General features: G+C 39.8%; 10 protein-coding genes. 5 read left to right on the top strand and 5 right to left on the bottom strand.

Annotated features, from left to right (window positions below; genetic code table 11):
- Window positions 1-12 precede the first annotated feature (12 nt).
- The gene (locus tag DI060_RS13805) at window positions 13-1,119 is read right to left on the bottom strand and encodes an amidohydrolase family protein (RefSeq protein WP_244594413.1); all 1,107 of its coding nucleotides are present in this window, start codon (window positions 1,117-1,119) and stop codon (window positions 13-15) included.
- Between the two features lie 293 nt (window positions 1,120-1,412).
- On the opposite strand from DI060_RS13805, the gene DI060_RS13800 reads away from it, so the two are divergent.
- Complete coding sequence (locus DI060_RS13800; RefSeq protein ID WP_244594412.1) at window positions 1,413-2,708, top strand: MATE family efflux transporter; 1,296 nt, start codon at window positions 1,413-1,415, stop codon at window positions 2,706-2,708.
- A gap of 14 nt (window positions 2,709-2,722) precedes the next feature.
- Entirely contained in the window at window positions 2,723-4,474 is a 1,752-nt protein-coding gene (locus tag DI060_RS13795; RefSeq protein WP_108977549.1) for a patatin-like phospholipase family protein, read from the top strand.
- A gap of 6 nt (window positions 4,475-4,480) precedes the next feature.
- Here the strand turns inward: DI060_RS13795 and DI060_RS13790 are convergent, their stop codons facing one another.
- From DI060_RS13790 to DI060_RS13775, 4 genes are read right to left on the bottom strand one after another with little or no spacing between them, the layout of a single operon-like run.
- Window positions 4,481-5,401 (bottom strand): PrsW family intramembrane metalloprotease, encoded by a 921-nt coding sequence (locus DI060_RS13790; protein WP_108977548.1) that lies wholly within the window; start codon window positions 5,399-5,401, stop codon window positions 4,481-4,483.
- Window positions 5,398-6,387 carry an SPFH domain-containing protein gene (locus tag DI060_RS13785; protein ID WP_108977547.1) on the bottom strand — a complete coding sequence of 330 codons (990 nt, stop codon included), beginning with the start codon at window positions 6,385-6,387 and terminating at the stop codon, window positions 5,398-5,400. Before DI060_RS13785 ends, DI060_RS13790 begins: the two co-directional genes overlap by 4 nt.
- A 14-nt stretch (window positions 6,388-6,401) precedes the next feature.
- Complete coding sequence (locus DI060_RS13780) at window positions 6,402-6,932, bottom strand: LIMLP_15305 family protein (protein ID WP_108977546.1); 531 nt, start codon at window positions 6,930-6,932, stop codon at window positions 6,402-6,404.
- 12 nt (window positions 6,933-6,944) lie between these two features.
- Window positions 6,945-8,045 (bottom strand): zinc ribbon domain-containing protein, encoded by a 1,101-nt coding sequence (locus tag DI060_RS13775; protein ID WP_108977545.1) that lies wholly within the window; start codon window positions 8,043-8,045, stop codon window positions 6,945-6,947.
- A gap of 83 nt (window positions 8,046-8,128) precedes the next feature.
- Here DI060_RS13775 and DI060_RS13770 point away from each other — a divergent pair, with 83 nt between their 5' ends.
- The 3 genes from DI060_RS13770 to gmd all read left to right on the top strand — a co-directional run bounded on the left by DI060_RS13770 (window position 8,129) and on the right by gmd (window position 12,351).
- Window positions 8,129-9,946: a DUF1553 domain-containing protein gene (locus DI060_RS13770; RefSeq protein ID WP_108977544.1), complete on the top strand. Its 1,818-nt coding sequence runs from the start codon at window positions 8,129-8,131 to the stop codon at window positions 9,944-9,946.
- A complete protein-coding gene (locus DI060_RS13765; protein ID WP_108977543.1) occupies window positions 9,936-11,249 on the top strand; it encodes a DUF1501 domain-containing protein in 1,314 nt (437 codons plus the stop codon). The genes DI060_RS13770 and DI060_RS13765 overlap by 11 nt, the downstream gene beginning before the upstream one ends.
- Before the next feature lie 73 nt (window positions 11,250-11,322).
- The gene (gene gmd, locus DI060_RS13760) at window positions 11,323-12,351 is read left to right on the top strand and encodes a GDP-mannose 4,6-dehydratase (RefSeq protein WP_108977542.1); all 1,029 of its coding nucleotides are present in this window, start codon (window positions 11,323-11,325) and stop codon (window positions 12,349-12,351) included.

The following is a 12,351-nucleotide window of genomic DNA, read 5'->3' as shown; positions in this document are numbered from 1 at the left end:
AGGCTGATCCGCCTATGTAGATTGGTCAAGGATTTCCCTTCCAGATAAAATAGGGGAGGTGTATTGGAAGGAGAGCTTTCGAATCGCTTCCAATTCTTCCGGAAATACTCCTGCTTCGTTTGCTCTTTCATACTCTATCTTTAAATCACTATCAAATAATCCAGGATCATCCGAGCCGATGGTTACTCGCAAACCACTGTTCAGAAATCTTCGCAAAGGATGGTCTTTGATTTGCTCTAACATTCCAATGTAAAGATTTGAAGTTGGGCAACATTCGATCACGGCCTTGGTCTTGGCAATCATTGCCATCGCATAATTTTGAAAGGTTTCTAAATACTTTGTCTTTTTAGAATCCATCATAACTAAGACATGATCCGAGAAAGGCTTAGAGAGTATCTCCTTTAAAGAATCTTCTAATTCTTGCTTCGGAAAGAAATTTCCAAATTGAGCAATGGTTTCATAATTTTCAATTTCATATTTGAGTTGATCTATCCTTTCCGCAATTGATTCTACTCTTTCCTCACCTTTAAAGAAATCCGGATCTATCCCCAAAGCAAGTGCATGTCCCAGGCGATGAGCACCGTATTGGGCTGATTCTAAAACCCACCTAACGGCTGAAAAAGGAGTTTTGTCTCGAAAGCTTTCTCCCACATGATATAAAATACTCAGCGCAGTAGAAGTCTCCGCTCGATTATCCGATAAAACTTGTTGGAAAAAAGATTGTTTGTGTTTAGGAGAATGGCCTTCTTCTATATGGCAGAAATCGATACCGACTAATTTGTCTTTGATGGTCTTTTCCTTTTCCATCCAGTTTTTCATCCAATCATACTGTCTTTCGAAATTTAGGTCTCTATGTAAAGACATTGCTAAATTTGCGCGAATGGGAAAACCTTCTTTTTTGGCTACTTCTTCACCTAGAATCATTCCTTCGCAAGCGGAGATCAACTTTCTAAAAAAACTATCTCTCGGCTCATCTTTAGGAAACATTAGCCTGTATTCTACATAACTCACGTTTGATTGTGCATGAGATAGAATGACGTCACGAGAAACTTCCTTTATTTCTTTCTCATGAAATTCAATGAGTGCTATGATGAGATTGAACTTTGCTTGAAAGTGCAAAAATGGAGCTTTTTCTTTGAAATGATATAATTGTTTAAAAGAATCTATATCTTTAAAGTCCTCAAAAAAGCTCGAAGTGTAGATCCTCTTACCGTACGCTTTTTCGTAAGAATCAAGGTAGATGTGCCACCTAGGGTTTGGATTATTTTTTCCTATCCGATATAATGTTTCTGCAGGTAAACAGCCATAAAGGTGGTTGTGAAGATCGCAATACATTAAAAAATGTCCTTATAATGTTCCATAAAATAAGACGGGTCTTCCACCTCTCTCGACTCAATCAAAAGATATTAAATATGGCAATTCCAGTCTTTTTTGGGATGATCAGCTATACTGCGATTATGATTTCTGATACTGCCATGGTAGGAAAACTCGGAGAGATTCCTCTTGCCGCAACAGGATTTGGTGGGATGGTTTACTTTGCTGTATTTGCTTTTTTAATGGGTGGATCGATGGCAGTTCAGATCATCGTAGCAAGGCGGTTCGGTGAGAAAAATGAAGCGGGAGTTGGAAATACTCTAGTCAATGCTATCTATGTATCCTTTTTACTAGGATCTATTCTCTCCATTTTTGGATTTTATGCCGCTCCTACCATTATGAACGCATTAGGTGATGATCCCGCTGTGATTGAAATGTCTGGCGAATTCCTAGCCTATCGTTTCCTCGGAACTTTACTTTTTTTCTTAGGGTTTGCGATCAGAGGATTTTTTGATGGGATTGGAGTCGTGAAGGCAGGGATGTTATCCTCCATTAGTGCGGCACTTTCGAATATCTTTATGAATTGGATTCTAATTTTTGGAAATCTGGGATTTCCCGCTATGGGAGTCAAGGGAGCAGCGATCGCATCTTCCTTATCGTCGATACCAGCACTTCTCATTATGTTTTTCTTTTTCTTCCGAGAAGACATATTAGTCTTTTTTAAACATAAAGTTTGGGGACCCGATTTTATTCTCATTAAAGAGTTGTTAGTTGTTGGATTTGCTCCTGCAATTGAAGGAGCAATGACAAACCTCTCTTTTGCTGGATTCTACAAGATTGCTGGATTGATCAGTACGACCACATTGGCTGCATCTAGTGTAGTCATTTCCTGCATGAGTTTGTCCTTTATGCCTGGAGTTGCATTTGGCGTGGCTGCCACTACGATACTAGGCCAAGCCATGGGTCAGGGAAAGATACGACTAGCCTATGAGGGAACAATGAGATCTGCTACTTTTTCTGCCCTTGTTATGGGAAGTATGGGTATCGTTTTCATCGTTTTTGGAAAACCTTTGCTTGGTTTTTTTACGGATGTTCGAGCCGTCATTTCCGAAGCTTACCCGGCTCTTGTGATTGTTTCTTTCATCCAAGTAGGAGATGCCTACCATATGGTTGTTGGCTCTGCATTGCGAAGTGCTGGTCTTATGTACTGGGTGATGTTTGCCTATATCGTCATTTCTTTTTTGGTCATGTTGCCTTTGGCATATTTATTCGGGATCGTACTAAAGGGAGGATCTATCGGTATATGGATCGCTTTTTTTATCTGGATTTTGGCACTTGCTTTGTCATTTATTCGAAAATTTCGTAAGAAGGAATGGATAAACATACGACTTTAATATAGAGTCAATACATGAAGCGCAGTGAACAAGAAAGGCAGGCGATTTTAAAATTCCTAAAAACTGTAGAGCTGTTTAAAAAATTGCCTCCACAGGTGATTGGAAGGATCGCCAACAATATTGAGGAAAGACTGATCCGTAGCCACGAGGCTTTGTACTACAAAGGTGAGGCTTCAGAGCATATTTACATAATCCGGTATGGAGAAATCCTTCTTGAAGAAGTTGCCAACCAAGGTCCTGTCTACATCGGAAGTGGTCAGGTATTAGCAGAAAATTCACTCATATCAAGTTCCAATCATTCTACTTCTGCGATTGCCGTAATTGATACTCTTGTCTATGTTTTGGATGGAAAATTATTCCTGCAGTTAGCCGCGCAGGAAAAATCATTAGCTCAAAATATTATTTATATGATGGGCTCGCGAATGAGAGAGCACATGGACAAAAGTTTCACCAAAGCACAGTTCGGTGGACTCAGAAGGCTCTGTGTCCATATTCCCCTAGAACCAGAGTATGATTTTGGAAAGAAGATCGTTTCCTTTCTAAATAACTATAGTGAGAAAACCAAATCAATGTCCACGGCGATTCCCATTTCAACATTTATGGGGATGGATACGACAAAGATATCAGAATATCTAACAGACATTCGTAAAAAAACTCCTTTAGTTCATCTCTATTTTGATGAGAAAGTAACAAGAACCGATCTTTCCTTTCTGGTGGTTCAATCAGATTTTTTAGTATTTTGGGAAAAAGATCCAGAAAGATTTTTTAAAGAAAAAGAAGAGATTTTACAATTTTGGAAAGGTCGGATACGGAATTTCCAAGGCCGTGCACTTCGTTTAATGGAGGAAGGTGTTGTCAAAAGTTATATCACCTCCGAAGAGAATCTGCGGAATTTTTACCAGGAAGACACTCTTGCTCGTTTTCTTGTTTCGAACACACGTGGATTGACTTTAGGAGGAGGTGGAGCACGTGCACTTGCTCACGTTGGTCTATTAAAGGTCTTACATAGAGAAGGAATCAATTTTGATTTTATTTCTGGCGCCTCCATGGGTGCCGTGATTGCTGCTCTATATGCAAGGAAAGAGCCACCCGATAGAATCGAAGAGTTAATCAAACAGTTCTTTGGTGGACTAGAGAGCGCATTTGATCCAACTTTGCCTGTGGTTGCCTTTTTTAAAGGGAAGAGGATGAGGCGCATGTTGAAGGAAGCTTTTCGTGACCAGAGGATAGAAGAGTTACCTTTGCCATTTGCTACATCGGCTGTAGATTTACAAACAGGTAAAGAACATATCTTTGATCAAGGCCCGATCACTGAGGCACTCACGAGTGCTATGAGTTTACCAGGAGCATTTCCTCCATATAGATTGGGAGAAAAGATCTTAGTGGATGGGGGAATGATCAACAATGTGCCTGAAAGTTTGATTCGATCTAAGGGCGCAGATGTTGTATTAGGTGTAAATGTCTCTCCTTTGCAGGAGATCGTACCCGTAAAATTGTTTGAAGATAGAAATAGTACTGAAAAAGGATTCTTTCGCTATATTTGGGATACATTAAAATATCCGCCCATTCTGCAAATCATGACTCGTACGATTACGCTCGAAGGAAGGGAAATCACTCGATTGAAACGACCGAGATTGGATTTATTTGTACACTTTCATTTGGAGGAATTTCAATTGTTTGATTTTGTGCGATACCAAGAGATTATTGATAAAGGTGAGAAGGAAGCAGAACAAAACCTACCAGAAATAAAAAAACTCTTTCTTTGAAAGAGTTTACATACTTAATTTTTTTGCCCATCTAAAACTCAGGATAGCGATTCCAAAAGCAATCATAGGAATTAGAAATAACCAAGTCTCAAAGTCCTCGGCTTGGTTTGCATAGTCTATACTCGCCACAATTGTTAAGAATACTCCAAAGATAGAAAACATAATTGTGATCGAATAGAGTAAAGTTCTCATCAATTTCTGCAAAAGGGAATTGGGATCATTATTCTCGACAATGGGCTTCGGTAAAAAGCTATCATTTGGAAAGAGGATTATGTGATCTTTTTCCAAGGATGCTTTCGTATACCACCTAACTATAAATAATGGGCTCAATACAAAAACTGGAGCTAAGTAAAGCGAAACGGATTCAAATTGGAGTACAAAATCAAAACCACCGTGCAGAAAAGAGCTTATACCAACACCTACAAGAAGAGCCTTCCAGGGTGAAAGATTCTCCATTTTCTCTTTCGCAATCCAATGGCCTACAATGGCACCCCATAAAATATGACCAGGAACGGATAAAAAAGCACGCAAAACACCCACCGCAAAGCCATGGTCCAAAACATAAAAGATATTTTCGAAGGTAGCAAAGCCTCCGCCTACACAAGCACCATACACAATTCCATCAAAATGTTCGTTGAATGCATCGTTCTTGTATGAATAAAATCGAATGGCTAGGTACTTTGCTAACTCTTCTGAAAGTGCGATCACAATGAAGTTATGAATCGCAATTTCAGTTATGGACTCTGATTCTCCCATAGGAATCAATGATTCAAAAATACCAACCGGTATGACTAAAGCTGCACCCCAAAAAAAAGAACGTAAGATAACTACAATTGGTTCTTTTTGGAGATGGTCTTTTGCATAGTACCTTTGAACTACAATGAAACCTGGCAATATAGCCAGTGTTAGGAGAGCCATTGTTGTCATAAGGAAGAAAGGATCTCCTTTTTCTTGGCTTCAAATTCTTCATTGCTGATTAGGCCTTGGTCTAAAAGCCCTTTTAACTTTGCTATCCTTGCTGCTGGATCACCGCTTGCGTTTGTATTTCCTTGGGGATTTTGGTTCATCATATTGCCCATCATCTGTCCCATGTTCATTCCCATACCCATGCCCATTCCAGTGCCCAATGCACCACCACCTTGGCCTTGGTTTTCCGCGGCCGCTTGGCCAATATCAAACATCTTCTTTTGTTGGTATTTATCACCTAACATATCTATCTCAAATTTGTCAGTGATGATTTTTTGGATCCTTTGGTAATTTGGATCGGCCTGGTCAAAATTCACCGATGCAAGATTGAATTCAGTGAGTTCTAAACCATATTTGTCAAACTCTGGGGTCAGTTTCACTCTTCCAGCTGTAGAGCTTTCATCCCTAAATTTATTGATTTCAACTACTGAGGTATTGTTATTGAGAATGACCTCTGATAAAAAATCCCCAATGCTTCGAACTATATTTGGTTTTAAAAATTCATCGATTGCTTCATTGGTAGTGCGATTCCCTGCTTTAACCACATGGATTAGAAAAGACCTTGGATCTTTCACCCGAAATTTATAATCCCCAAAAGCACGGATATTCAAAACGATTTTGTACTTAGGATCTTCAAGCGGAATAGGGCTAGGAGTCCCCCATTTCATAGCAAAGATGCCTTTGTTAATGTAGAAGACTTCAGCAGTGAACGGTGTCTTTCCTCCGAAAGGAAGGTTGACCAAAGCTTCTAAGATAGGAATGTTTCCGGTCTTTAAGGTATGTGTACCTGGACCGAATGTATCTAGAGCTTTACCTTCTTTGAAAAAAATAGCTTCTAAACCTTCATCAACAACCAATTGTCCTGCGGTGCTGATCTCATCAGAGGGATATCGCCAAACGATGTCATTTGGTCCACCTTCAAATTTAATTCTATCTATTAATGCCATGCACTCTCTCCTATTTATTTTTTCAGAAAAATATTCTTTCTTTCTTCAAACTCTTTTTCTATTTTTTCAATGCTTGCAACGACATTGGAAATGGCGGATTCAGGATTTTCTGCAAACCAAGTATTTAACTTTTGGGTAATTTCAAGTTCTAAGCTACTTAATTTTTCTAATATTCCAAAATCATGGTTCAGTAATTTTTCTATTTCTTCTGCGCTGGCTTTGAATCCTGTACCAAGTCCATTTAATCCATACCCTGCCGCTGTGATCTTATTGATCACTCTTTCTAATGTTTGTAAAGCTGGGTTTGTCTTTCCAATGTTTTGGATTTGTGCCTTTGCAACAAAACCCTCTTCTAGTTTTAAGAGCGAGTCTTTTAAGGGAGTTAATTTTTTTGCAATTTCTTGCCTAACCAATGCATCTGTCTTGTCAAACTCCTGGTTTGCAAAGGCCTCTGCAAATAGACTTGCTTCTTTTAAAAATTTTCTAACAGGACCTTCCTCCGATCGGAATCGTTCCAACGTTGCATTTAACCAATTTTGATCCATTTGTATCTTCTCCTATTCCGAAGTGGGTGGTTCTATACTAGTTAAAGTGTCACAGGTAATGTAATTAAAGATAACACTTTTTTCAGCTTTGTATTCCTTTCCTGGTACGAAATGTTTCCACTTTGTTTGTTCAAATTCACAATCATGCTTTTCACCGCGGGTCTCACCACTTGATTCAATAAAATGTACGGTATATACTTCTTTTCTTTGGCCCAGTCGTTCGCAGCCTATACTTTGTCCACAGTCATTAAATGTTGGGCTAGGCCAGAAAGGCTCTGGATCAATACCATCACCGCTACTTTTACTATTTCTTTCAAAGGTCCAACGATCGACAGTGAAATAACATTTGTCATCGTATTCTGGTTCACTTCTATATTTTGTGCTACAGCTTTCACTTTCAGAATAGGTTCCATCACCGCGGTCAGAGCGAACTGTGTGACATTCTTCTCCATCTGCAACTTGACGGTAACTTCTCACTTCCGATCGTCGGCTAACACTGTATGCATCCATTGGCATAGAGTCACACCAGGAGGAATCAGAAACGGGTTTGAACCTTTCAATCTCTATCGTCCTCTCCCAATTTTGTTGGCTCACCTGCAATGAAACAACCTCAGTCCAAAGAACCCCCAATAAAAAAAATCCAATACCTCCGACGAGAGTGGAGAGTAAGGTCCACTTCACCCAAGTGGGTGTCTTTGCATGAGGTTTGATCCATTTTGAATCAGGAAAGGCAAGGTCTTGTTTCTCTTCTGCATTTTGCGATTTTTGTTGTTCAAAATCTGTTTTGGCAGCTTGGACAGAATCATTCGCCTGCCCAACAATCTGATCCGAACGCCTTGTTACTTCTTTTGCTCCATCCAAATCACCTCCACAATTTCCACAAAACTTTGCATTTGCAGAATTTGGAGTTTGGCAAAATGGGCAGACCCGATCGGCACCATAATAGATATGATCTACAACCGCTACTTTTTCCGATTCCGATGGAAAGTAACGCCTAGTGGGATCTTGTGCGGCTCCGCAATTGGGACAATGCCTATGAGTTTTTCCGAGTAGCTTTTTGGAGCCACAGAACTCACAATCCCAAAGCATCTCATAAATTTTCTCTGAAGACATCGAACGAAGTTTTATTCGATAAATTCTGAATTTTGCAAGAAAAATATTTTAATTAATAGAATTCATGTGTATGATTCTGGTCTATGTCGCGAATCCATTTCCTATTTATGACAATGATTGTTTGCATTGCATCATTCTTGTACATATACCAATCACCGACAGATGCCAAAGTTTCCGAGCATCCTATTGACCAGATCTATAAAAAATACAGTGCTATTAGCCAGCCAGTAACTGATAGTATCGCCTTGCGAAGGTTAGCTTTACATACAAAAGGTACCTTACCTTCCCTTGAGGAAGTCACTGATTTTGAAAAGGATAAATCAAATGATAAGATTCAAACTTATGCAGTCCGCTATTTGAAAGAAGCTAACTTTGCTGAATATTGGGCTATTAAGTTTACAGCATTGTTTCGAGATCGTGCTAAAGGTAGAAAACTCCAAACAGGAGCATTTTTTCGCTATATTGCAAATTCATTACATGAAAATAAACCATATCACTTATTAGTGAAAGAGATGCTAACAGCAGATGGCAATTTAGCAAACAATCCTGCCGTAGGCTTTTATTTGCGTGATGCTGCTGATCCTTTACAGATCGCTGAGTATGTTGGTCGATTATTTTATGCACAGCGGGTTGCTTGTGCGAGGTGCCATGATCATCCATATATCCAAGATTACACTCGAAGAGACTACTATGCATTGGCATCATTTTTTAGCCAAATGTATTACCGGGATGGCTCCTGGGACAAAGATAGATACAAAGGTGAAGAGATAGTTTATGTGCCACGTGAGATTGAGGAGCATTTGCCAACAGAGGATGCAAAAAAACTAAAAGATAGAAATAATGAATGGTCCAACGAGAATTGGAACCAGTGGTCTGCAGACCAACGAAAGGAATTCCAAAAGAAACATGAATTAGAACATGCCACCATCTTCTATGAACCAAAAATTGGATTGCGGTTTCCTCATTCTGATGATGCACCAGGAGGTGATTTAGTTCGAGCAAAGTTTCCAGATGGAAAGGAAGCCAAATTTAAGTTTGGCGATGACAAACGCAAGGTATTTGCGGAATGGTTAACACATCCTGAGAATTCTCGGTTCCGAAAAGTGATCATCAATAGGATTTGGACTCATTTGATGGGTTGGAGTTTTTTCACTCCTTTGGATGATTGGAATGAAGATACAAAACTACAAGGAGAAGAAATCCTAAATCATCTCGACACTTACTTCAAAAACAATGGATACCGGATCAAAGATCTGATTCTATATATTGTTACTTCAAAAGCCTATATAAGATCGGCACCAGGACAATCCAAAGATACACAGCCTATGAAGTTTTTTTATGCGCAACGATTGGATGCAGATCAGCTTTTGAATTCTTTACTCAAAGCTTCTCAAACTTTAACAATTGGCAATTTACGTGAACGCCGACTTCCGAATCTTCAGCTTGGTTCTCAAATAGATTTAAAAGGAATAGGAAACATACGATTTCCAAAAGACAATCCCTCTGAAGTTTCGAGTGCCGCAGAAGTGGAACATCCTGCACCCTACCATAATTTTCTCTCTGTTTTTGGATCCGGTCCACGAGTTGATATTGCTGATGACTTTAATGAAATCACCATAGAACAAGTATTAACACTTATGAATGGACGAGTTACTGGAAAATTGACATGGGATTTTGGTGGAAATGAGTCGTCCATTAAAAAGAAATTTGACGAAACAAAGTCTATGCTCAAGACCATTGACCATGTTTACCTTAGTCTATTGGGTAGACATCCAAGCCAAAGAGAATCCGAATACTATAAATCTAAATTTATAAAAACGGAGACTACCTATGATCGAGAATTTTTACAGGATTTGAGCTGGGCAATTATGAACAGCCAGGAGTTTTTACATGTTAATTGATTCAGATCGTTTCGACAGAAAGAAATTTCTTTTCGCAAGTTTAGCAACTCTAGGCCTACCTTACATCTTCTCCACCGATAATGGCTTATTTGCAAAAGAAGAAGAAGGGGAAAACGCAGAAGATATCAACGTTGATCCAAAAATTAAATCTGTTGTTTTTATAAATATGGAAGGAGGGATGAGCCATGTTGATACACTTGATCCAAAAGCAAATAGTGTTTTTTCAACAGTCTCTTCATCTATCAGCAATATCCAAGTACTAGAGCCATTTGTCAAAACTGCTGCTCAACTCAAACATATCGGCATCATCCGAAGCACTTGGAGTGAAGATGGTGACCATGGTTTTGGCCAGTATTTGCTCAATACGGGTTATCGTTCTACGGAGGGCATGGGTTTTCCTGACATCCCGCATATTGGCTCTGTCATTGCCTTTGCAAAAAGGAAAAAAGTACAAAAAACATATTTTCCAAGTTATGTGACAATGGGCGGACGTAGTGGACGCATAGGTAACTCTGGTTTTCTGGGTATTCCATATGCTGGGTTTCATATCGGAAATTTGGACCAGCCTGTGAACCATCTAAATCCATCCTATGGAAAGTTTAAAGAGGAGCGACTGGTGCGTAGAAAGGATATGCTTAATTTTCTAAATGAAGAGTTCGGAAAAACCAACCAATCTTCGCAAATCAAACTTTGGGCAAAAATGGTACATGCTGCGGAGGAATTTCGAAACTCGGATGAGCTATCGAGCTTTGATCTTAAAAAAGAATCTGAAGCAAATCAAATGCGATATGGGAAATCTTGGCAAGGGAAGGCATGTCTCTTAGCAAAACGTTTGGTTGAGAGAGAAACACCTTTCATACAAATTACCATAGGTGGCTGGGATACACATGGAAACAACAAAGCGCAAATTGCAAAGATCATGTCAGAGACCGATGCAGGTTTAGCGGCATTGATTGAAGACTTAGCTGTTTCTGGACTACTGAACCAAACCATCTTCTTTTTAAGTTCAGAGTTTGGCAGAACACCAGATGTTGGAAGTCGTGATGGGAGAGATCATTACCCTAAAGTGTGGACATCTTTGTTAGGCGGTGGAAATTTACCCCGAGGCTTTGTTTTAGGAGAATCTGACAAAAAAGGAGAGTCCCCTCTGAAAGGATCAAATGCGTATCACCTCAGGGATTTGATCGCAACTCTGTATCTAGCATCTGGAGTGGATGCGGAAGCTTCACTGACAAACTCTTTTGGAAGACCATTTCTTTTGGTTTCTAAGCAAGCCAAGCCTCTCGATGAACTGATGAAATGAGAATAATTTTTAGCTTCATTCCTACAATTTTCCTTTTCGAAATTGTCTCTCGGCTCATTTTGTTCCTTACAATATGAAAAAAGCGCTCATCACTGGAATCACAGGCCAAGATGGCTCCTATTTAGCCGAATTGTTGCTTGGAAAAGGCTACCAAGTTCACGGGATCGTCCGAAGAACGAGTCTTTTCAATCGTGGTCGGATTGAACACCTACACGAAGATCCAAATCTTTTCCTTCATTACGGAGATATGACAGATTCTTCTAATTTAAATCGAATTTTGGAAAAGATAGAACCAGATGAGATTTATAACCTAGCCGCACAATCACATGTTCAGGTTTCTTTTGAGGTTCCCGAGTATACGGCAGAGGTGGATGCTGTTGGAACACTCAGAATTTTAGATGCAATTAAACAAACAGGAGTCAATTCCAGATTCTACCAAGCCTCAACTTCTGAATTATATGGATTAGTCCAAGAAGTCCCACAAACTGAAAAAACACCATTCTATCCCAGGTCTCCGTACGCCGTTGCAAAGTTATATGCGTATTGGGCCGTTGTTAATTACCGTGAAGCATATCAAATTCATGCCTCCAACGGCATTCTTTTCAACCATGAATCCCCAAGACGGGGGGAAACTTTCGTCACAAGAAAGGTCACATTGGGCGTATCAGCTATCAAAGCAGGCAAACAATCTGCCCTCATCATGGGAAACATTGACTCAAAACGAGACTGGGGCTATGCTCCTGATTATGTTGAGATGATGTGGATGATGTTACAAAAAGACACGCCTGATGACTATGTTGTTGCAACCAACGAAACCCATACCGTTCGAGAATTCATTGAAGAGTCCTTTCGGATCGCTGGGCATGAGATTGTGTGGGAAGGAAAAGCGGAAGCCGAAGTAGGCAAAGACAAAAAGTCTGGCAAAGTCCTCGTCAAAATTGACCCTAAATACTACCGTCCCACAGAAGTAGAACTTTTGATTGGAAACCCTGCCAAAGCCAAACGTCAGCTAGGCTGGGAACCAAAAGTAAAATTCAAAGAATTAGTAAGGATCATGACAGAGGCTGACCTTGCGAGCCACGGCTTAAAACCGGAGGCTTAA

The sequence above is a fragment of the Leptospira ryugenii genome, from assembly GCF_003114855.1.
GTDB classification, from domain to species: Bacteria; Spirochaetota; Leptospiria; order Leptospirales; family Leptospiraceae; genus Leptospira_A; species Leptospira_A ryugenii.
This window is presented reverse-complemented; position numbering and strand designations above follow the sequence as displayed.

Coding starts and splice junctions, on each gene's coding strand:
- DI060_RS13780 (WP_108977546.1), bottom strand. CDS start 6,932: ATGGATCAAAATTGGTTAAATGCAACGTTGGAACGATTCCGATCGGAG.
- DI060_RS13800 (WP_244594412.1), top strand. CDS start 1,413: ATGGCAATTCCAGTCTTTTTTGGGATGATCAGCTATACTGCGATTATG.
- DI060_RS13770 (WP_108977544.1), top strand. CDS start 8,129: ATGTCGCGAATCCATTTCCTATTTATGACAATGATTGTTTGCATTGCA.
- DI060_RS13785 (WP_108977547.1), bottom strand. CDS start 6,387: ATGGCATTAATAGATAGAATTAAATTTGAAGGTGGACCAAATGACATC.
- DI060_RS13765 (WP_108977543.1), top strand. CDS start 9,936: ATGTTAATTGATTCAGATCGTTTCGACAGAAAGAAATTTCTTTTCGCA.
- gmd (WP_108977542.1), top strand. CDS start 11,323: ATGAAAAAAGCGCTCATCACTGGAATCACAGGCCAAGATGGCTCCTAT.
- DI060_RS13795 (WP_108977549.1), top strand. CDS start 2,723: ATGAAGCGCAGTGAACAAGAAAGGCAGGCGATTTTAAAATTCCTAAAA.
- DI060_RS13775 (WP_108977545.1), bottom strand. CDS start 8,045: ATGTCTTCAGAGAAAATTTATGAGATGCTTTGGGATTGTGAGTTCTGT.
- DI060_RS13790 (WP_108977548.1), bottom strand. CDS start 5,401: ATGACAACAATGGCTCTCCTAACACTGGCTATATTGCCAGGTTTCATT.